The organism is Bradyrhizobium commune (assembly GCF_015624505.1).
GTDB lineage: Bacteria > Pseudomonadota > Alphaproteobacteria > Rhizobiales > Xanthobacteraceae > Bradyrhizobium > Bradyrhizobium commune.
Map to the genome: position 1 here is coordinate 2,370,016 of NZ_CP061379.1, position 20,444 is coordinate 2,390,459.

25 protein-coding genes are annotated in these 20,444 nt (G+C 61.4%); 20 read left to right on the plus strand and 5 right to left on the minus strand.

Going from position 1 to position 20,444, the window contains the following annotated elements; genetic code table 11:
• The first annotated feature begins 56 nt into the window (after positions 1-56).
• Genes IC761_RS11195 through IC761_RS11210 form a run of 4 tightly spaced genes read left to right on the plus strand, consistent with a single transcriptional unit; the run spans position 57 to position 2,062 of the window.
• Entirely contained in the window at positions 57-323 is a 267-nt protein-coding gene (locus IC761_RS11195; protein WP_195803293.1) for a hypothetical protein, read from the plus strand.
• Entirely contained in the window at positions 320-808 is a 489-nt protein-coding gene (locus IC761_RS11200) for a hypothetical protein (protein ID WP_195803294.1), read from the plus strand. The genes IC761_RS11195 and IC761_RS11200 overlap by 4 nt, the downstream gene beginning before the upstream one ends.
• The gene (locus IC761_RS11205; RefSeq protein ID WP_246791488.1) at positions 774-1,070 is read left to right on the plus strand and encodes a hypothetical protein; all 297 of its coding nucleotides are present in this window, start codon (positions 774-776) and stop codon (positions 1,068-1,070) included. The genes IC761_RS11200 and IC761_RS11205 overlap by 35 nt, the downstream gene beginning before the upstream one ends.
• Positions 1,067-2,062: a phage tail protein gene (locus IC761_RS11210; protein ID WP_195803295.1), complete on the plus strand. Its 996-nt coding sequence runs from the start codon at positions 1,067-1,069 to the stop codon at positions 2,060-2,062. The genes IC761_RS11205 and IC761_RS11210 overlap by 4 nt, the downstream gene beginning before the upstream one ends.
• On the opposite strand, the gene IC761_RS11215 is transcribed toward IC761_RS11210, so the two are convergent.
• Positions 2,048-3,040 (minus strand): acyltransferase family protein, encoded by a 993-nt coding sequence (locus tag IC761_RS11215; protein WP_195803296.1) that lies wholly within the window; start codon positions 3,038-3,040, stop codon positions 2,048-2,050. The genes IC761_RS11210 and IC761_RS11215 overlap by 15 nt on opposite strands.
• Before the next feature lie 72 nt (positions 3,041-3,112).
• On the opposite strand from IC761_RS11215, the gene IC761_RS11220 reads away from it, so the two are divergent.
• From IC761_RS11220 to IC761_RS11265, 10 genes are all read left to right on the plus strand, one after another.
• Positions 3,113-3,799 (plus strand): hypothetical protein, encoded by a 687-nt coding sequence (locus tag IC761_RS11220; protein ID WP_195803297.1) that lies wholly within the window; start codon positions 3,113-3,115, stop codon positions 3,797-3,799.
• A 2-nt stretch (positions 3,800-3,801) separates the two neighbouring features.
• Entirely contained in the window at positions 3,802-3,951 is a 150-nt protein-coding gene (locus IC761_RS11225) for a hypothetical protein (RefSeq protein WP_195803298.1), read from the plus strand.
• Positions 3,951-4,193 (plus strand): hypothetical protein, encoded by a 243-nt coding sequence (locus IC761_RS11230; RefSeq protein ID WP_195803299.1) that lies wholly within the window; start codon positions 3,951-3,953, stop codon positions 4,191-4,193. Before IC761_RS11225 ends, IC761_RS11230 begins: the two co-directional genes overlap by 1 nt.
• Complete coding sequence (locus tag IC761_RS11235; protein WP_195803300.1) at positions 4,193-4,576, plus strand: hypothetical protein; 384 nt, start codon at positions 4,193-4,195, stop codon at positions 4,574-4,576. The genes IC761_RS11230 and IC761_RS11235 overlap by 1 nt, the downstream gene beginning before the upstream one ends.
• Positions 4,573-4,872 carry a hypothetical protein gene (locus tag IC761_RS11240; RefSeq protein ID WP_195803301.1) on the plus strand — a complete coding sequence of 100 codons (300 nt, stop codon included), beginning with the start codon at positions 4,573-4,575 and terminating at the stop codon, positions 4,870-4,872. The genes IC761_RS11235 and IC761_RS11240 overlap by 4 nt, the downstream gene beginning before the upstream one ends.
• Positions 4,873-4,922: 50 nt before the next feature.
• A complete protein-coding gene (locus IC761_RS11245) occupies positions 4,923-5,351 on the plus strand; it encodes a GNAT family N-acetyltransferase (RefSeq protein WP_195803302.1) in 429 nt (142 codons plus the stop codon).
• 208 nt (positions 5,352-5,559) lie between these two features.
• Positions 5,560-6,828, plus strand: coding sequence for a CaiB/BaiF CoA transferase family protein (locus IC761_RS11250; protein ID WP_195803303.1), 1,269 nt, complete (start codon positions 5,560-5,562; stop codon positions 6,826-6,828).
• Positions 6,829-6,862: 34 nt separating this feature from the next.
• The gene (gene maiA, locus IC761_RS11255; protein WP_195803304.1) at positions 6,863-7,519 is read left to right on the plus strand and encodes a maleylacetoacetate isomerase; all 657 of its coding nucleotides are present in this window, start codon (positions 6,863-6,865) and stop codon (positions 7,517-7,519) included.
• A gap of 87 nt (positions 7,520-7,606) precedes the next feature.
• On the plus strand, positions 7,607-8,812 hold the full coding sequence (locus IC761_RS11260; RefSeq protein WP_246791489.1) for an acyl-CoA dehydrogenase family protein: 1,206 nt from the start codon (positions 7,607-7,609) through the stop codon (positions 8,810-8,812).
• 9 nt (positions 8,813-8,821) lie between these two features.
• On the plus strand, positions 8,822-9,385 hold the full coding sequence (locus IC761_RS11265; protein WP_195803306.1) for a flavin reductase family protein: 564 nt from the start codon (positions 8,822-8,824) through the stop codon (positions 9,383-9,385).
• Positions 9,386-9,400: 15 nt separating this feature from the next.
• Here the strand turns inward: IC761_RS11265 and IC761_RS11270 are convergent, their stop codons facing one another.
• Positions 9,401-10,306: an NAD(P)-dependent oxidoreductase gene (locus tag IC761_RS11270; RefSeq protein WP_195803307.1), complete on the minus strand. Its 906-nt coding sequence runs from the start codon at positions 10,304-10,306 to the stop codon at positions 9,401-9,403.
• A 180-nt stretch (positions 10,307-10,486) separates the two neighbouring features.
• On the opposite strand from IC761_RS11270, the gene IC761_RS11275 reads away from it, so the two are divergent.
• The 6 genes from IC761_RS11275 (at position 10,487) to IC761_RS11300 (ending at position 16,840) form a co-directional block, all read left to right on the plus strand.
• Positions 10,487-11,470 (plus strand): ABC transporter substrate-binding protein, encoded by a 984-nt coding sequence (locus IC761_RS11275; protein WP_195803308.1) that lies wholly within the window; start codon positions 10,487-10,489, stop codon positions 11,468-11,470.
• Positions 11,471-11,548: 78 nt separating this feature from the next.
• The gene (gene ilvD / locus IC761_RS11280) at positions 11,549-13,243 is read left to right on the plus strand and encodes a dihydroxy-acid dehydratase (RefSeq protein ID WP_195803309.1); all 1,695 of its coding nucleotides are present in this window, start codon (positions 11,549-11,551) and stop codon (positions 13,241-13,243) included.
• 120 nt (positions 13,244-13,363) lie between these two features.
• The gene (locus IC761_RS11285; protein ID WP_195803310.1) at positions 13,364-14,209 is read left to right on the plus strand and encodes an ABC transporter ATP-binding protein; all 846 of its coding nucleotides are present in this window, start codon (positions 13,364-13,366) and stop codon (positions 14,207-14,209) included.
• On the plus strand, positions 14,206-14,991 hold the full coding sequence (locus IC761_RS11290) for an ABC transporter permease (protein ID WP_195803311.1): 786 nt from the start codon (positions 14,206-14,208) through the stop codon (positions 14,989-14,991). Before IC761_RS11285 ends, IC761_RS11290 begins: the two co-directional genes overlap by 4 nt.
• A gap of 17 nt (positions 14,992-15,008) precedes the next feature.
• A complete protein-coding gene (locus IC761_RS11295) occupies positions 15,009-15,755 on the plus strand; it encodes an ABC transporter permease (protein ID WP_438265111.1) in 747 nt (248 codons plus the stop codon).
• Between the two features lie 38 nt (positions 15,756-15,793).
• A complete protein-coding gene (locus IC761_RS11300) occupies positions 15,794-16,840 on the plus strand; it encodes a 2,5-dihydroxypyridine 5,6-dioxygenase NicX family protein (protein ID WP_195803313.1) in 1,047 nt (348 codons plus the stop codon).
• On the opposite strand, the gene IC761_RS11305 is transcribed toward IC761_RS11300, so the two are convergent.
• From IC761_RS11305 to IC761_RS11315, 3 genes are read right to left on the minus strand one after another with little or no spacing between them, the layout of a single operon-like run.
• A complete protein-coding gene (locus tag IC761_RS11305; protein ID WP_195803314.1) occupies positions 16,837-17,829 on the minus strand; it encodes a 3-hydroxybutyryl-CoA dehydrogenase in 993 nt (330 codons plus the stop codon). The genes IC761_RS11300 and IC761_RS11305 overlap by 4 nt on opposite strands.
• Positions 17,830-17,832: 3 nt before the next feature.
• Positions 17,833-18,921 (minus strand): NAD/NADP-dependent octopine/nopaline dehydrogenase family protein, encoded by a 1,089-nt coding sequence (locus IC761_RS11310; protein ID WP_195803315.1) that lies wholly within the window; start codon positions 18,919-18,921, stop codon positions 17,833-17,835.
• A complete protein-coding gene (locus IC761_RS11315; protein WP_195803316.1) occupies positions 18,918-20,444 on the minus strand; it encodes a class I adenylate-forming enzyme family protein in 1,527 nt (508 codons plus the stop codon). The genes IC761_RS11310 and IC761_RS11315 overlap by 4 nt, the downstream gene beginning before the upstream one ends.

Here is a 20,444-nt window from a genome sequence, read left to right on the forward strand (position 1 = left end):
CATTCGCCAGGCGATTGTTGGCTGAAAGAAACCTGTTCCAGCAGAGGATGACCTCCATGACCGATGACGACCGGAATTTTATCGATCGCGCTGATTCCATCACCGGAAATCTTTATGGCGAGCCGATGTCGCCGGAACGCATTGTCGAGAACTTTGCGCTCTATGGACTGAATAAGCGCGCGGCCGCGCTCGAGAGGTTCGACGCCGAGCTTCGAGGCGAGATCGATTCGAGCCCCCACAATCTGCGGCGGCGCATCCAGCTCGTCGATTTGCGCCGGCGCATGGGCGGTCTGCACGAGGCGCTGCGCAAAGCGAAGCGATGACGCATCCGCTGCTGACGGCGCTGGCGCAGGCGCGGCTGCGCGAGGCGCCGATATTCGTCCGATGGTGTGAGCTGAACAATCTGATCGCCTGCCCGGCAGCACCGGCTTCGGTGGCGCGTTTTGTCACCGACTGCGCGTCGCTCGGCATGAGCCGGCTCTGGCCGGCCGTGCAGGACATCTCGCGGATGCATGCGTCGCTTGGCCTTGCCGATCCCACGCTTGGTGGCACAGCCGCAACCGCGATCAGCAAGATCGCGGCGGTTGCTCCGCCGCGATCTTGGCCTGCGGAATTCAAGCAGCTGTTCGGCACGCTGCCCTACGACATCCAGATGTATCTCGCATCCCACGAGACGCAGCGGGAGCGCGCGCTCCGGCGTGCGCAGAATGAGGCTGCATCCGCCCGGCAGAAGCTGGCGGAACGTGAAGTTCAATTGAAGGACGCAAAAACGCATGGCGACGAAGCAGCAACGAACGACAAGGCTTGAGGAGCGGATCGAGGAACTGCGCACCGAGATCGATGCCATCATCGACGAGCGCGTGGCGAAGATCGCGAGCCAGAGCCCGGGGGGTGCCGCCTGGTGTGATCCGCAACCTTCTCACGGCTCGAGCACCGGCCTGCCGCTGCGCGCAGTACATCGAGCTGTGCGGCAGGGAAGCGAAGAATTCCGACTGACAGGGCGAGTGGTGCCCGTGGAAATGGACAACAGCGACGATCGCTCGCGCCTTCACATCGAGGAAGCAGGATGACTCTCTACAAATGGTCTCAAACGGCATCGGCCGACGCGACGGCGGATTCGACGATCAACTGGGCCGAGGGGCAATCTCCCTCCAGCGTCAACGATTCCGCGCGCGCAATGATGGCGGCGATCGCCAAATATCGGGATGACATCGCCGGCGCGATCGTGACGAGCGGGACCAACACGGCCTACGTCGTCAACAGCTATCAGGTGTTCCAGTCGCTCTCGCAGCTGAACGGCCAGGTGATCGCTTTCACACCGCACGCCACGAACGGTGCGACGGTCACGATCAATGTGGATGGTCTTGGTGCGAAGCCGCTGCGGTCGGCACCGGGGGGCGAATTGCCAGCCGGGACGATTATCCAAGGAACGCCGTATGCTGCCCTTTACAATAACGGTGACGCTGCGTTCTATCTGATGGGCTTCTTCAACAATCCCTACAATATGCCGATTGGTTGCTGTATCGATTTTTTCGGCGCTATAGCTCCGAACAGTTCGTTCGTGCTTGCCTACGGTCAGGGAATCTCCCGAACGGCGTACTCTACGCTGTTCTCGATGTTCGGTACGACGTATGGAGTCGGGGATGGCTCGACCACATTCAACATTCCAGACCTGCGTGGGCGGATTATCGCTGGCAGAGATGACATGGGTGGTTCTGCCGCTTCGCGGCTTACATCATCGTATTTCGGCGGTTCGGCTAGTAACCTTGGCGCGGTGGGCGGCTCCGAAAGCCATACTCTTACGACAGCTCAACTTGCATCGCATGTACACGCGAACAGTCTGACTGATCTTGGACATCAGCACGGCGGTGGCCAGGCTAGCGTTCAGACCGCTTTTGGAGGGACGAACTCAGGGGCCCAGGTCACTTGGGGAGGTACGGCGCAAAATACGAGCTCGGCGACTACGGGGATCACCATCACAAATGCCTCTGCCGGCAGCGGCAACCCCCACAATAATACTCAGCCGACGATCATCGCAAATAAGCTCCTACGCATAATTTGATGCAGGCACAGCTGTTGTGATCGACCGTCCGAGTTTCACAAAGCTATGCTCAATGAGAAACCAGGATGTCCACGCCATCGGAATCGTGAGGAAAACGGCGAGACCAAAGATAAATACCCAATTTTCAGAGGCTCTTGCCGCCAACGATAAGCCTATTGGGTGCAGCAAATAGAAACTATAAGAAATGCGTCCAACGAAGCGAACGGGAAAAGTATCCAAAACGGCGAAGAAACTGTCTTTGGTGTTGTTGGCAATCAAATAGATCAATGAAGCTGAGGCTAAAGTTTCGCCCAGGATCGTAATCGCCGTCTGCTTGCGAAGACCACACATAACAAGAGTAGCAGCAGCTAACGCGGTGCATCCGATCAGCATCATTCGCTCTGCGCGCGATGCGAAATGTACAAGGACCCCGACCACGAAAGCGTAGAGCGGCGCCAAATTAGTGAAACCGCCTAGCAGGTGAACATAGGGTCCCCAAAATGACAGGGCCACTAGGATCACACAAAGTGAAATGAGAGGCCAAGGCCCAAATCGTTTGTGTGCCAGAAAGCATGCGAGGATTAGGGGGGAGGCTACGCACTCAACGGTCATTGACCACATAACGCCATTTATATCGTTACGGATCATAAGTGCGTTCAAAAAAACATTTAGAGCGTCAAACGAGCCTTCGAAGCCCACGTAAAAACCGAACCGCCAATGAAGAAGGGTGAGAAGTACAATTGTCGCCGCGGCGGCGGGTAAGAGGCGAAACAGCCGATTGAGAAAGAATCTGCCAGGATTGGGATTTCGGTCGAGAGACCGAGCCAACACAAAACCGCTGAGCACAAAAAACAATACGACAGGCGCCATGCCAGTCACGAACGTGTCGCTCTGCAATCCATATGAATGATAACCGACGACGGAAACGGCGGCCAGACCCCGAAGTGATTCAAGGCGGGGCAGAAATTCGGTTCGGCGACTTAAATCGCGCTTCGGCATAGGCGCGTGTTTTCCAAATATTACTGATTTGTATCTAAACGTATCATCTTAAACCCCCAATCGAGTCAACCCATGGTAGACCTGAACGCCCTCTCCAGGGCGAATGCGAAGCGCTGGGCTAATGCCAAGCCGACCCGAGAGGCAGAAGCCGCCAGCATTGCCTCGCGCCTTTACAAGGCCAGGCAGCGCTACCAGGCCGTCGAGCGGCAAACCGGCGTGCCTTGGCCCGCTATCGCTGTCATCCACGAACGGGAGTCGTCCCAGAATTGGATGGGCTCTCTGGCCCAGGGCGATCCCTGGAACCGGGTCTCGGTTCACGTTCCGGCCGGGCGAGGTCCTTTTGACTCCTGGGAGGCCGCGGCGATCGATGCGCTGGTCAACTGCCCGCCTTTCCTGGCGCGCCACAAGGACTGGTCGATCGCCGGCGCGTTGACCGCGCTCGAGACCTACAACGGCATCGGCTATGCCGCCCGTGGCGTGGCTTCGCCTTATCTCTGGTCCGGGACAAACCAGTACCACGCCGGAAAGTACGTGCGCGATGGCATTTACGATCCCGGCAAGGTCGACCCGCAACTAGGCTGCGCGGCGTTGTTGCTTGCGCTGATGGAGCTCGATCCAGGGATCAGCTTTGCAGGGGTCAAGATCACCAAGAGCCCGGTCATTCGCGATCCGAACAAGCCCTCACTGACGAACCCGTCGCAAGGCTCAATCGGCGCGCTTGTCGTCAACCTGATCAAGACCATTTTTGGAAGGAAATGAACATGTGGACTGTTTTTGACGTCATCGTCTTCGCCGCCGGTTTCGGCGCCAGCTGGCTTTGCAAGGATGCGCTGCTCCGATTCGTGACCGGCACCGACGCGCTGATCAAGTCGCTCGAGGCCAAGCTTGCCATGCTGCGGGCCAAGCCGTGATGATTGCGAAGATCAAGGCGGCTTGCCTGCACTCCATGACCATCGCCTGGAGTTACTGCATCGCGCTTGCCGGTGCATTGGCTTCGATCGTCGATGATCTTGCCGACGCCTTGGGCGATCCCGGCGTCAAGGATCAAATCAGCGCGGCCATCGGCGACGTCAAGGTCACGGGACGGATCCTGCTCGCGATCTCCGTCGTGACGATCATCGCGCGCCTGCGAACACTCCGGAGGACATCCTGATGTGGATGACGATCATCTCGTTTCTCGGCGGTCCTGTCGTCAAGGCGCTGATCGATGCCTATAGCGCGAAATTGAAGGCTGAGACTACCGACGCCAAAATTGCCGCGGATCTCGCAGCTGGCGAGATCGCTTCGCAAACGGCCGAGACCAAGGCCATCATGCAGTACCGCATCGCCGAGATCGGGCACTGGTATGAGCCGGACAAGCTGATGGGGTATTGCGTGGCGCTCTACTTCGCAAAACTCCTGGTCTGGGACAAGGTCCTCGGTTTCGGCTCCACGGACGCCCTGGCGGGATTTGCCGCGATCACCGCGAATCTCGTCGTCTCCTTCTATTTCGCCAAGCGCGGCTTCGAGAATGTTGCAAGGATCATCAAGCGGTGAAGATACAGGATGACGACATCCGGGCGATTGTCGCCGAGACGCTCGCCGAGCAGCACAGGATACAGCAGGAGAGCATCGATGCCATCGTGTTGAAAGCGGTGGCGTCGGTGCTGGCGTCCTTTGGAATCGAAGACGATGACCGAAAGGAGCTCAAGGCTGATTTTCAGCACCTGCGGCGGTGGCGCAAGAGTGTCGAGCAGGCGCAGAGCTACACTTTCAAGGCCGTCATCACAGTGATCGCGACCGGCTTGATGGGGGCCGTCTGGCTAGGCGTCAAGGTCGTGCTCGGCAAGTGAGCTCGTGCCTGCAAGTACGTTCAAGGATATTCCTCGTCAATGAGCCATCCATGTACAAAATTCGAAGCGTCGATACGGACGACGATGACGTTGTCGACACCCTTGTCGACCTGCACCGGTTGACGTTTTTCGATGGGGCGAGCGTGCCGCAGTTCGAGCTCGGAGCTTGGTGGCTTGCCTATCACAATGATGACGCGGTGGCGTTTGCCGGAGTTGTCCCGTCGACGCACGCACGGAATGGCGGCTATTTTTCCAGGGTCGGGGTTCTGCGACGGCATCGGGGGCGGGGCCTTCAACTCAGGCTGACGCGGGTTATCGAAGCGAGGGGCAGGCGCGTCGGATGGCACAGCATCGTTTCGGATACGACGAATAATCCGGTGTCAGCAAATAATTTCATCAGGGCCGGTTATCGGCTCTACGAGCCCGACGTGCCCTGGGCCTGGTCGAATTCGCTCTATTGGAGAAAGTGGCTCAGATAGCGACGCAATCGCCTGGTCCCAGGGTGCGGAACGTCATTTTGCAGCGAACATCTGGCGCGATCAGAACGGCCCGGCAGCTTGGCTGCCGGGCCGTTTTTGCATTTCAGGTGGAGCGAGTGAGCACTTGCGCAGACGGCGGCGTCGCGCTTTAAGTTTGGTCTTGCAAGAAATTCGGCGAGCACAAGCCGATGTAAGGGAGTCCCAAACATTGTCCACCAAGCCTCAATTGCCGGAACGTCCGCTGCGGGCTACAGGACGACCAAGCGCGCTTGACGGTCTGCTGGTCATCGATTTCACGCGTGTGGTCGCGGGGCCCGCCTGCACACAGACGCTCGCCGATTTCGGTGCGCGCGTCATCAAGATCGAAAACCCCGACGGCGGCGACGACACGCGCGCCTACGAGCATGCCGAGATCGGCGGAGAAAGCGCCGCCTATCTCAGCCTGAACCGCAACAAGCGTGGTATCGCGCTCGACCTCGGCGTGCGGGAGGCGCGTCAGATCGTGCTGGATCTGATCCGCAAGGCGGATGTCGTCGTAGAGAATTTTTCGAGCGGAGTCATGAAGAAGTTCGGTCTCGACTATGAAGCGGTCGCGCCGCTCAATCCGCGGCTGATCTATTGCTCGATCTCGGCCTATGGGCGCACCGGACCTTTCGCCTCCCGTCCTGGTTTCGATCCCATCACGCAAGCCGAAAGCGGCTTCATGTCGCTCAATGGGTTTGCAGACGGTCCCGCGGTCCGCACTGGGCCGCCCATCGTCGACATGGCGACAGGGATGTCTGCCTGCAACGCCATCCTGCTCGCTCTGTTGGCGCGGGATCGGCTCGGCCGCGGGCAGCATGTCGAGGTCGCCCTGTTCGACGTCGCCATGGGCATGACCGGCTTTTTTGGCATGGCCTATCTGATCAACGGCGAGAATCCGGGACGGTTCGGCAATTCGCCGAGTGGTTCTCCGACCGTCGGCGTCTACGACGCATCCGACGGGCCACTCTACATGGCCTGCGCCAATGACCGGCTGTTTCGGCGACTGGTGGTTGAGGTGTTGAACCGCCCTGATCTCATCGCCGATCCGCGGTTCGCCACGCGGAAGGCGCGGTCCGAGAACAAGGAGCTGCTGCGTGCGGCCATCGCGGAGGTCTTTGCGAGCGACACTCTCGAGAACTGGATGGCGAAGATGAAGCTCGCCAATATCCCGGTCGGCTACCTCAGGACGGTTGAGGAGGGGTTCAACGCCCCCGAAGCGCGCGAACGCGATCGCCTGAGCCGGATTCGGCATCCCACGGCGCAATGGGTTCCCAACATCGAGCCGCCGATCAACATGAGCGTAACGGCGGCGGTCGATCCCGTGGCCGCGCCGTTGTTGGGCGAGCACACGGAGCAGGTCTTGCGCGATATACTCGGTTACGACGAAGATCGCATCGCGGAGTTCGCGAAAAAAGGCGCGTTTGGATCGGGCAGGCTTTCGCGGCCGGTTTGAACCTGCATGCTAAGATCCTCCAGGGGGTATGACGATGACCATTCGGCTCTACGGCTTCTGGCGATCGATCGCCTCGTTTCGCGTCCGCGTGGCGCTGAAGCTGAAGCAGTTGCCATTCGAGGAAATTCCTGTCGATATCCTGTCCGGTGAGCAGTTTGGTCCGGACTATGGTGCGGTCAACGACGAGCGCGTCGTCCCCACCCTGGTGCATGGCGACCGCCGGGTATTTCAGTCTCTGGCTATCATCGAATTTCTCGATGACCTCATGCCGGAGCCGAGGTTGTTGCCGTCCGATCCCGCCGATCGCGCCTATGCACGGTCTTTGGCCCTCGTCGCGGTCGCGGATGCCCACCCGTTGGTGACGCCGCGTGTCCGCAATCATCTCGTCAAGATGTTCGGTGCCGATGCCAATGCGATCGAGAGTTGGGCTAAGCATTGGACGATCGAAGGACTGGCGACCTATGAGAGATTGCTGGAACGACGGCCGCCGGCGCCATTCGCTCTCGGCCCACGCGTGGGCGTCGCGGACATCTGCATTGCCGGCCAGATCGTCGGGGCCCACTTCCTGAAGCTCGATTTGACGCCGTTTCCCGCCGTGGCGCGGCTCGCTGATCACTGTTTTGCGCTCCCTCCCTTCGCGATGTCGCATCCTTTCGAGCAACCGGGTTATAGGGCGGCAGCGCCCCGCTAGCGCTGCATCAGCTTGATTCGGCGAAGTTCCCGCCGCATAAATGTGTGAAAGCGAGGGACATGAATGGCGCCTGGTCGAGAGCCGAGCATGGGTCAGCCGGTAGGGACGGACTCCGGTGAACGCGCCTATGCGACGATGATCGCAAGGGCCAAGTCGCTCCTGCCGCAACTGCAGGAGCGGGCGGCCCGGACGGAAGAGTTGCGGCACCTGCCAGCGGAGACCGAGCGGGACCTGCACGACTGTGGCCTTTTCCGAATGCTTCAGCCGAAACGCATCGGCGGGGCAGAACTCGATTACGTCGCCCTGATCGATTGCGCCGATCTGCTCGGTCAGGCGGATGCGTCGGTGGCCTGGAATCTTGCCAATCTGGCGAGCCATCACTGGATGCTCGGCATGTTCGAGCCGACAGCGCAGGATCAGGTTTGGGGCGCTGACCCGGACGTGCTGATCGCGTCGTCGTTCATCTTTCCGGCTGGCCGCGCCAGGAAGGTCGAGGGTGGGTACCAGCTGCGCGGAAGCTGGCCGTTCTCCTCCGGTGTCGCCTCCTGCGCGTGGAACATGCTCGCAAGTGTCGTCTCGTCGGACGACGAGGCTGATGGCATCGAATATCGTATCTTTCTGTTGCCGAAGGCCGATTATAGCATCCTCGATACCTGGAACGTCGCTGGGCTGCGCGGCACAGGGTCGTCGGACGTGGAAGTCAGGGACGCTTTCGTGGCCGACCATATGACTGTCGCCGTGGGTGATCTTGCCGGGGGCCCGACGCCGGGCAGCAAGGTCAATCCCAATCCGCTCTACGCGCTGCCTGTGTTCTCGCTGTTTCCCTATGTTCTGTCCGGCGTCGCACTCGGGAATGCGCAGGCATGCCTCGACGATTATGCGGAGGTCGCGCGTCATCGCATATCCACCTACAACCGCGCCAAGCTCAGCGACTTTCAAAGCACCCAGATCAAGATAGCGGAAGCCTCGGCCAAGATCGATGCCGCGCGACTCGTCATGCGTTCGGCCTGCATCGATGCCATGGAGAAGGCGCGGCGACGGTATATTCCGGACATGGCGACCAAGACCAGGTACCGGCGCGACGGGGCCTTCTCGGTCAATATGTGCACCGACGCGGTCTCGATGCTGTTCGCGGCGAGCGGGGCCCGCGGCCTGTTCACGACGGGTGTGTTGCAGCGGCAGTTCCGCGACGCGCACGCCATCAACTCGCACCTCGCATTCAATTTTGATGCGGCCGGAACCAATTATGGACGTGTGGCGCTCGGCCTGCCGTCCGAGAATCTCACGTTGTGAGGCCGGGCGATGAATGATCTGCCCAAGCAGCCGCCCGTTCCTGATGCCGCCAATGAACTCGCAAGCGACAGCTCGTCAATCGATCCTCGTGACTTTCGCAATGCGCTCGGCGCGTTCGGAACGGGTGTAACGATCATCACCGCCTCGGCCGCTGATGGAAAGCCCTACGGCATCACTTGCAATTCATTCGCATCGGTCTCGTTGAATCCCCCTTTGGTCCTTTGGAGCCTCGGAGTTTATTCATCAAGCCTGACCGTCTTCCAGAACGCCAGCCACTTCACCGTCCATGTCCTCGGCGTTTCTCAGCAGGCGCTTGCGAACAAATTTGCGAAATCGTCCGAGGACAAGTTCGCCGGCATCGACTGGACGCCCGGGCTCGGCAACGCTCCGGTGCTTGCCGAGAGCGTCGCCAATTTTCAATGCCGTTCCGTCAATCGCTACTATGGCGGCGATCACGTGATCTTTCTTGGGGCGGTCGAGGCCTACACCTATAGCGACAGAGAGCCTTTGCTCTTTGCGCGAGGGACTTACGGCCGCTTTCTGGCGGACGACGAACGCAAGAAGTCGCCCTAAGGCGGGGACGCCGGCTCAACAGTCTTCGGACAACTTGTAGATCTCCAGGGCGTCTGCGTCCGCGCCGCGTGCAGCCTTTGCCAGTCTGAAAATCTGTCCCGCGAGCGAGGCCATCGGTATGGGCGTCGACGTCGTCTGCGCGACATCGGCGACTGTATCGAGATCCTTGAGCATCGTTGCGATGTGCCCAAGCGGCGGCGAGTGAATGCCCTGAACCATGCGCGGCACGAACAGCTGAAGCGGAATGGAATCCGCAAAGCCCCCGGCGAGGGCTTCGGGCAAGCGATTGGCATCGATTCCCGCGTTTGCGGCGAGGCGGGTTGCTTCCGCAAGGACGGCCATCGCGCATCCGACGATCACTTGATTGCAGAGTTTTGTGGTCTGGCCCGCGCCGGTCGGGCCCATATGGGTGATCCTGCGTGCCATCGCCAGCACGTAGGGCCGCACCCGCTCGATGTCGCCGGCTTCCCCGCCGGCCATGATGGCGAGCGTGCCCTCCTCGGCGCCCTTGGTGCCACCCGACACCGGCGCATCGATCCAGCCCGCGCCGTTCGCAGCTTTTAGCCGGGCCGCGAGCTCGCGTGCGGCATCAGGATGAATCGAGGAGAAATCAACCACGAGCTTGCCCGCTCCGGCAACCGCCGAGATACCCTCAGGTCCGAAGATCACCTCTTCGACGGCCGCTGCGTCAGTCACGCACATGAAGACGATGTCCGAGCGCGCAAGAACGTCGCGAGGTGTGGCTGCGTGCCCGGCACCGGCTTCGACGAGCGGCGCAACCTTGCCCTCCGACCGATTCCAGACAGTCACCTGATAGCCGGCCTTGAGCAGGCGGCGGGTCATCGGCGTCCCCATCAAGCCCAGGCCGAGATAGCCGAGCTTCTCCGCGCTCTGCAGGTTTGCCTTGCCGGCATCAGCCATAGGTTGCCTCCTTCTGTCGCAGCGCAGGCGGCGCGCGGCCGCTTCCGCACCATACATAACGCATGGAGCCGCGACACCGGGCCGGTCTGCATGGCTTGCCTGATTGTTTGAACCATGAAACAATTTGGGCCGGTCGGGTTGGGTGGCGCCGGTCGGCGCCGGAGCAACGGAGTGGGCACGATGCGGACGGTTTCGAGGTGGATGCTGGCAATGGGGGCTGTGGCCGCCATGATTGCGGGCGCAAGCCCCTCACGGGCGCAACAGACGATCCGCGTCGGCTGGACGATCCCGGCCGAGGAATCCAAATATTGGATGATGCGCAGGCCCGCCGAATTCCCCAACATCGGCAAGACCTACAATATCGAATGGACCCAATTCCAGGGTACCGCGCCGATGACGCAGGCGCTCGCGGCGGGTGCGCTCGACTGCGCCACGCAGGCGCCGCTGTCACTCGCCAATGGCGTGGTCGGCGGCAATCTCAAGGCCTACATCGTGGCCCAGCATGTGTTTGAGAAGCCCGGCGGGTTTTCGGTCTATTGGGCGGTCATGGACGACTCCCCGATCAAGACGATCGCCGATCTCAAGGGTAAGACAGTCGGTATTTCCGTGATCGGCGGCGGCACGCAGGGGCCGTTCAACCTGCTCCTGAAGCAGAACGGCATCGATCCGGCCAAGGACATCAAGCTGGTCGAGGTCGGCTTTGCTGTCTCCGAAGATGCGTTGCGGCAGGGCCGCGTCGATGCGGTCAACATGAACCAGCCATTTGCGGCGCGTGCGGAGGCGAAGGGTGGCACGAGAAAGCTGTTCTCGTTGTCGCAGGCGATGCCGAACATCGTGCACATCCTGGAAGCCTGCCGGGCCGACTTCGTTGACAAGAACCCGGAGCCGGTCAGGGCCTATGTCCGCGACATCACGTCGGGCATGAAGAAGGCGCTGGCGAACCGCGAAGAGACCTTGAAGGTGGTCAATGAAGTCTTGAAGGCGCCCATTCCGGTGCTCGAGACTTATCTCCTCAAGGACAATGATTTTGGCCGCGATCCCGGTGCGGCACCGAATTTCCCGGCGATTCAGAAGATGCTCGACATCTATGCGGAGACGGGAATGCTGCCGAAACTGGATGTCGCGCAGTTCAAGCATCCGACGATCGTCGCGCCGTTACAATAAACGGTCTGGTCGTTTGCTGAGATAACGAGGTCGCAATGTCCCGCCACGTGCGGGACATTGCATGAAGATGATGCAGGTATGAAGAAGTTGCGATCGCGGATAACGACTGACGGCCTTGACCGGGCCCCGCACCGCGCGTTCATGCGCGCGATGGGTCTCGACGACGCGGCAATCGCTAAGCCGATGGTCGGCATTGTCAGCATGAAGGGCGAGCAAACGCCCTGCAATATGACCCATGACTTCCAGGTCGCTGCGGCCAAAACCGGGATCGAAGAGACCGGCGGCACGCCGCGCGAATTCTCGACCGTCTCGGTCTCCGATGGCATCAGCATGAATCATGAGGGAATGAAGTTCTCCCTGTTTTCGCGCGAGCTGATCGCCGACTCCATCGAGGCAGTCGTTCATGGCCTCGCCTATGACGCGCTGATCGGGTATGGCGGATGCGACAAGACGCTTCCCGGCGTCATGATGGGCATGGTTCGTTGCAACGTACCGTCCATCTTCATCTATGGCGGCAGCTCGCTGCCGGGCCGCATCGACGGCCGGACGCTGACCGTTCTCGACTCCTATGAAGCGGTCGGCAGCTTCATGACTAGCGAGATCGACGCCGCGACGCTCGAGCGGATCGAGCGCGCCTGCCTGCCGACCATCGGTGCCTGCGCCGGCCAGTTCACCGCAAACACCATGGGAATGGTGTCCGAGGCAATGGGCTTGACCATTCCCAATGTCTCGATGGTGCCCGGCGTCTACGCCGAGCGTGCGCAAATATCCCGGCGCGCCGGGCGGCTCATCATGGAGATGCTGGAGCACGGTGGACCACTGCCGCGCGACATCGTGACGCGGAAATCTCTGGAGAACGGTGCGGCGATCGTGGCTGCAACGGGCGGTTCGACCAACGCCGCGCTGCACCTGCCGGCGATCGCGAACGAGGCCGGTATCGCCTTCACCATCGACGATGTTGGCGAGGTTTTTGCCAGGACGCCGCTGATCGGAAACTTGCGACCCGGAGGCAAGTACACGGCGAAGGACGTTTACGACATCGGCGGCGCCGCCGTCGTGATCCGCGAATTGATTGAGAGCGGACACATCGATGGCAGCTGCCTGAGTGTCACGGGCCGCACCATCGCCGAGGAATATGGCGCTGCCAATGCGCCGGATGGCGAGATCATCTACGCGGCTCGTGCGCCTATCATGCCCGATGGTGGCGTGGCGGTGTTGAAGGGCAATCTCTGTCCGGACGGCGCAGTGATCAAGGTCGCGGGTTTGAAGAGCCAGTTCTTCGAAGGCGTGGCGCGGGTTTTCGAGGATGAGGAGTCTTGCGTCGCGGCGGTTCGCGAGCGCAGCTACAAGGCCGGTGAAGTTCTGGTGATCCGCAACGAAGGGCCTGTCGGCGGCCCCGGCATGCGCGAGATGCTCGGCGTCACTGCGCTGATTTACGGGCAGGGCATGGGCGAAAAAGTTGCCCTGATCACGGATGGCCGGTTCTCTGGCGCGACGCGCGGGATGTGCATCGGGTATGTCTCTCCGGAAGCGTTCGTTGGCGGCCCGTTGGCGCTCGTGCGCGACGGCGACAAGATCCGCATCGATGCCGCCGGCCGCCGTATGGATCTGCTGGTCGACGAACAGGAGCTCGTAGCGCGACAACGCGATTGGAAGCCGCGGCCGCCACGCCATCGTGCTGGCGCACTCGCAAAATATGCACGGCTGGTCGGTCAGGCGCCCGGCGGAGCCGTGACGCATGAGGGCCCTGCGGAATGGCCATGGTTCGATTGAGCCATGCTTGTGCGAAATGACGGCCTGTTTGGCAAGTTTCTTGCTAAGCTCCTGCCGCTGATGGAGGCCATTCAGCAGGTTGGTTGTGCGGTATTTGCACAAGCGTAAAGCGAGAGACGGATGAGGGTTGTGCCTTCGAGATCGAGTGAATGGGTGAGACCGGTGACGTCACAAAGGCCGGCTTCTGCGATCATCGAGATCGACCACGTCTCCCAGGTTTTTCAGACCTCGGCGCGCAGGGATCATTTGGCGCTATCGGACATCTCGCTGACGATCGACGAAGGTGCGTTTGTCTCCATCCTTGGACCGTCTGGCTGTGGCAAGTCGACGTTGCTTTACATCGTCGGAGGGTTCGTCAGTCCAAGCAGCGGCGCTGCGAAGATGAAGGGACAGGCGATCACGCGCCCCGGTCCGGATCGTGGACCGGTGTTTCAGGAATTCGCGCTGTTTCCCTGGAAGACAGTGCTGGGCAATGTGATGTATGGGCCGCGTCAGCAGGGGGTGCACGCCGCTGAAGCGGAAGCGCAGAGCCGGTCCTTGATCGAGATGGTCGGCCTCAAGGGCTACGAGAATTTCTACCCGAAGGAGCTGTCGGGTGGCATGAAGCAGCGCGTCGCGCTGGCCCGGACTCTCGCTTACCACCCTGAAGTCCTGTTGATGGACGAGCCGTTCGGCGCGCTCGACGCTCACACCCGGACACGGTTGCAGAACGATCTCCTGAATATCTGGGAGCGCGACCGCAAGACGGTGCTGTTCGTGACCCATTCGGTCGACGAAGCCGTCTTCCTGTCCGATAAGGTCGTAATGATGTCGAAATCTCCCGGCCGCATCCGGCAGATCATCGACATCGACCTGCCGCGGCCAAGGCGTCGCAACGAGCTGCTGCTCGATCCGCGCTACCAGAAATACGTCGTTGACATCGAGCGCATGTTCGACGAAAGCGACCAAGGCGGATCGGCATCATGATATCGTCGGCCGCCCTGGTAAAACGTGCGGCTCCAGTACTGGCTTGCATCGGATTGCTGGCAGTGTGGCAGGTCGCCTCACTCGCGCTGAAGAACGACAGCTTTCCGACGTCGCTGGAGGCAATTCGCGCGATCCCGGATATTCTGGGTGACAAAGAATCCCTGATCAACATCCTGGCCTCGCTGCGCCGCATGGCGATCGGATTTGGCGTGGCGGTGCTTTTCTCGATTCCTTTGGGTTTGCTGATGGGCCGTAGCCGGGCGGTTGCAGCGTTCTTCAATCCGCTGCTGATGATCATCTATCCAGTGCCGAAGGCGGCGCTGATGCCAATCATCATGCTCTGGCTCGGCGTCGGCGAAGCTACGAAGATACTGGTGATCTTCCTCGGGGTCAGCCTGCCTGTGATCTATCACAGCTTTGAGGGCGCCAAGGCCGTCGAGGAGAAGATGCTGTGGTCGGGGGCGGCAATGGGGCTCTCGTCGCTGCAACGTCTGGTTCGGATCGTGCTGCCGGCCGCGCTCCCGGAGATTCTAACCGGGTGCCGCACCGGCCTGGTTCTGGCGCTGATCACCATGATCACCAGCGAGATGATCGCTCGCCAGTCCGGCGCGGGAAACATCCTATTCAATGCGCTGGACATGGGACAATATGACACTGTCTTTGCGATGATCATCATCGTCGGCGCGATGGGTATTTGCCTCGATGCGATCTTCGAGCGCGTCCGCGCGCGCCTCGTGCGCTGGTCTGAGCCTCAGTTCGACATGCCGCTGAGCTTCTCATGACATCGCGCCCTGTCCCAATGAATATTGTCCTCGGTATCGCGCCGATCGTGCTGGTGATCGCGGTGTGGCAAGGCCTTGTCTCGTCAGGTCTTGCGCCGGCGGTCTTGCTGCCTCCGCCAGGAGTTGTCTTCAGCCGGCTGTTCCAGCAGCTCGTAACCTGGACCTTTCAGCAGGAGATCGTGGCAACCTTGATCCGGTTGTTTGCCGGTTTTGCGATTGCCGTTGTGCTTGGCGTAAGCATTGGTATTGCCGCAGCAGCAAATCCGGCAATCAACGCGGTGGTGCGTCCGATCGTGCGCGTCCTGGCGCCGTTGCCGAAGGTTGCGCTGTATCCCGCCCTGTTGCTTCTCCTTGGTTTCGGCCATGGCTCGAAGATCACATTGGTCGCAGCAGACGCGCTCTTTCCCATCCTGCTTTCGACCTATTATGGCGCCTCTACCGTCGAGCAAAAGCTGATCTGGTCCGCCATGGCGGCGGGAACGCCGCGCTACGAGATCCTGTTCAAGGTTGTGTTGCCGGCGGCCATGCCGTCGATCCTGACGGGATGCCGGATCGGCCTTGTCATTTCCTGCATCGTGGTGTTTCTGGCCGAGATGATCACATCGACGGATGGGTTGGGCCATGCCCTCGTGACTGCGGCCAGGACCTTCCAGGCCGTTGACATGTTCGTGCCGTTGATCACGATCTCGCTTTTGGGGTTGATCCTGAACGGATTGTTGGGCGCCCTGCGATCGTACCTGCTCCGGGGCTTCCCCGAAGCGTGATCCGAACGAACGAGAAACCAGAAGACCGGGAGTGAATCATGCTGGCGGACCGTATCGAGGCTAAATGGATCGACGCATTTTGCGAGATTTTCGAGCGATGCGCGGTCAAGGCCGGTGATACCGCCGCCATCCTGTCCGAGACCCAGTCACGTGCGTTGAATGTGCATCTGGCGGAGCTTGCTCTGCTGCGGATGGGCGCGCGACCGTTTCACGTGGTGATGCCGACGCCGCGCAATCGCAATGTCGTGCCGGTGCGTTCGACGGGCGCGAGCGAGGCGATCCAACGGCTAGGCCCAGTCATCACAGCGCTTCAGCAGGCTGGGTTTGTGGTGGATTGTACGATCGAAGGCCTGATGCATGCGGTGGAGACGCCGGAAATCCTGAAGGCCGGCGCGCGTATCCTGGTCATCTCCAACGAGCACCCCGAGGCATTGGAGCGAATGGTACCGGACCTCGCGCTCGAGAAGCGCGTTCGGGCAGCCGCGAAGATGCTGCGCGGGACCAAGCGGATGCGTATCACCTCAAAGGCCGGCACCGCGCTCGACGTCGATATGGTCGGCGCCTCAACGGTCGGCGTCTGGGGGTGGACCGACAAGCCTGGCACACTGGCGCATTGGCCGGGCGGCATTGTGGTCAGCTTTCCCAAGAGCGGCACGATCAACGGTACACTGGTGATGGCGCCCGGTGACATCAACCTGACCTTCAAGCGTTATCTGACGTCCCCGGTGAAGATGACGTTGCAGGACGATTATGTCGTCGAGCTGGAAGGCGAGGGCACCGATGCCGCAATGATGCGTGCCTATCTGGCCGCCTGGGGTGATCGCGAGGCCTACGCCGTGTCGCATGTCGGCTTTGGCATGAATCCGGGGGCGCGCTATGAGGCGCTCTCGATGTACGACCAGCGCGACACCAACGGCACCGAGATCCGCGCCGTCTCCGGCAACTTCCTGTTTTCGACCGGTGCGAACGAATTTGCCGGCCGTTACACGGCCGGCCATTTCGACCTGCCGATGATGAGCACGACCATCGAACTCGACGGCGTCGCGGTGGTGCGGGATGGCGTGCTTCAGGACGTCTTCGGTTAGCTGCGATCGAGCACCGGCGGCCGAGCCAACTCGAAGTGCCGGAGCAGGTCGACCATGGCCTGGAGCCGCTTGGTGCGATAAGCGTCGACGTCGATGCCCGAATAATCGAGGAAGCCGGCGCCTGTCCGCAGGCCGATCCGGCCCTCGTGCATGTTTCGTGCAATCACCTCGGGCGCGCGATAGCGGTCGCTGCCTAGCGCGCCTTCGAGATAGCGGCTCGCATAGTAGAGAATATCGCCGCCACCCCAGTCGATGAATTCGAGCAGCCCGAGCACGGCATAGCGGAAGCCGAAGCCGTAGCGGATCGCCTTGTCGATCTCCTCCGCGCTGGCGACGCCTTCCTCGACCATGCGCGCGGCCTCGTTCATGGCCAGCGCCTGGATGCGCGGCACGATGAAGCCGGGCGTGGCGGCGCAGACTACAGGCACCTTGCCGATGCCTTCCAGCAATGCCTTGACCTCGTCGATGATGACAGGATCGGTCGCCTTGCCGGGAGAAAGCTCCACCAGCGGAATTAGATAAGCCGGGTTGAGCCAATGGACATTGAGGAAGCGGCGAGGGTTTTCGATCGCGCCTGAGAGATCGTCGACCAGGATGGTGGACGTTGTTGACGCGATGATGGTGTCCGGCTTCACCTGCCTTGAGGCCGTCCCTAGAACTTCGCGCTTGAGCTCGACAACTTCGGGGACGCCCTCGAAGACCATACCGACATCCGACAATGGGACGCTGCTTTGGCTGGCCGGTACCATTGAAATCCGGTCGATCAGAGTTGCTATGTCTGCCTCGGCGAGCAGTCCCAGCTTCGACAGGCTGAGAAAGGTCTTCCTGATTTCGCCGAGCGCGTCCGCCTCCAGCTTGGCGAAGTCCTCCACGGAGCGAGGCTTGACGTCGATCATCGTGACTCTGTGTCCCGCGTAGGCGAACGCAACGGCGATGCCGCGGCCCATGCGGCCGGCTCCGAGACAGGCGATGTTGGCGCGGGTGGTCATCGATCAGAATCCCTCGCGAAGCAGCGTCTGCAATTCGGCCCTGTGGAGACCGCCGAGGCCCAGCGCGTCGAGCGTTCGCCCGCCTTGCGTAAAATCTTCCCCGCAGATTGCACCGCCAATCGCCAGAAAGGCCTTCGCCAGCGGCGTGGTGACGCCTGCCAGCCCAGCGGTGGACACCAGCAGCGACAGTCCAAGCCGCAAATCCTCGCGCATGTATCGGTGCTCCGTCAGGACAATACGTTCGCGCCAGTCGCCGGAATCGGTCAGGCGGTCGTGCGAGCCGCGGCCATACATCCAGATCTCGCCTTCCTTGGCGTAGTGATGGGCGAGTGGGAAATGCGGTGTACCGTATCCGAGCGCCTCGCGCACCGCGATCCGTTCGGCATCGAGCGCGTCGGTGACGCGACGGATTGCGGCTTGCGTGCCTTCCTTGTGAATGTCCCAGCGTTCAAAATGCTCGATCGGGCCTGCGTTCATCACGATAAGCGGCGGATGGATGATCGGTCCTGCATTCATCAACGCGCCGGAGAGCGCATCTCCGCACGGCTCGATGACGTCGGGAAAGGCGCGTCCAATCACTTCAAGTGCATGCGACGCCTGATCGGACGGGAAAACCCCAACCGGCAGTCGCTTGGCGCGTATGGTGATGGCGACCTCGAACGGCCCGTGCTTGCGCGTTAGCCACGGCAACGTCCCGGTCTCGGCAAAGCTGGCCTTGGCACGGTTGCCGGCCTCTCTTGCGGCCTGTGCAAAGATCATCGAGCCGAATGTCGCCGGCGGCAGAAATACCACTTGGCCATCCCGCAGATGCGGGGCGAGCAGGCGGGCGATGTCCGGCTGTGCGAAAGCGGGGGCCGGGCACAGGATCAGTTCGACGCCGCCGACGGCTTCGGCAATGTCCGTCGTGACCAGCGCGAGCCTGACGTCGTGGCGCCCACTATGATCCTTCACCAGGATGCGCGAGCCGGCCGCGCGATGCGCTACGACCTGATCCGGATCGCGGCGCCAGAGCCTGACCTCATGCCCCGATAGCGCAAAGTCGCCTGCGGCCGCGAAAGAGCCGTTTCCCCCACCCAGAACCGCAATCTTCAAGATGCCTCTCCTTGCGCGCGCGACTGCGCATCAAGCTGCTTCAGCAGGAAATGTTGGACCTTGCCCAGCGCCGTGCGCGGCAGGTCAGTGACGAAAACGATGTCGCGCGGGATCTTGTAGCGGGCGAGTTGGGCCTGAAGGTGCACGCGCAGCTCGTCGGCTTCGAGACGGCAGCCGGATCGCCGGATCACATAGGCGATCGGCACTTCATCCCAGCGCGGATCCGGCCTGCTGACCACCGCACACTCGCTGACGTCGGGATGTTCCAGCAGGACCCGTTCGACTTCGGCCGGATAGACATTCTCGCCGCCGGAGATGATCATATTCTTCTTGCGGTCGCGGACCCAGAAATAGCCATCCGCGTCGCACAGGCCGATATCACCGGTGCGATACCAGCCGTCTTGCAGCGCATCGCGTGTGGCGTCCCCATTGCCCCAATATTCGAAGAAGACGTTGGGGCCGCACACTGCGATTTCGCCCGGCGTGCCCGCCGGCACCTCGCGGCCTGCTTGATCGATCACCTTTGCTTCGCAGCACAGGCCGGCAAGGCCGGTCGATCCCACGCGCGAGAGATTGCCGCCAAGGCGCGTATAGACCGCGATGGGACAGGTTTCCGTCGAGCCGTAAACCTGAAGCACCGGAATGCCGCGCGCGACAAAGCGGTCGATCAGATGCGGCGGCACGATGGTCGAGCCGGTGGTAACAGCCTTTAGCGAAGAGAGGTCGGCTGCGGCCCAGGCGGGATGGTCGCTCACCGCCTGAATGATCGCGGGCACCATCACTGTCAGCGTCGGTCGCTCCTGCGCGATGGCGGCAAGCGCCGTATCGGGCGTGAAGCGAGCATGGATCGTGATAGTCGCGCCGAGCTGGAGCGCGGGCGTCGTCTGGATGTTGAGACCGCCGACGTGGAAGAACGGCAACACCGTCAGCACATGATCGTCGGACGTCATGTTGTGCATATGCTGGCTCATGACGCCGTTCCAGAACAGGGCTTCCTGGCGCAGCACCGCGCCTTTCGGCCGTCCCGTCGTTCCGGACGTGTAGACAATGAGGAGCGGGCAGGAGAGATCGGTATGCGGATTTCGTCCGCTGCCCTCGCCATGCGCCAGCAGAGCCTCAAAGGTCGCGCCATGCGGTGGCGTGAAGTCGAGCCCGACGACGGCCGTCGCCGGCGCGAGTTCGGCGAGGACACCTTCGAAGGCCTGCTCGAGGACTAAAACCTTGGCGCCGGCATCGGCGAGAATGAAGAGCTGCTCGGCGATCGCCAGCCGCCAGTTCAGGGGCACCAGTAGCGCCCCGAGCCGCGCGCAGGCATAGAGAAGAACGAGATAGTCCGGGCGGTTCAAGCTCAGGATCGCGACACGATCCCCGCGGCCGACACCGAGCTCCGTCTTCAATGCCGTTGCCGTCCGTTCGATGCGTGCGGCGAATGCCGCGTAGCTCAGCCGCTCCCCTTCGAAGGCGATGGCCGTCTTGTCTGGCGCAAACGCCGCGTTGCGATCGATCAGACTACAGAGGTCCAC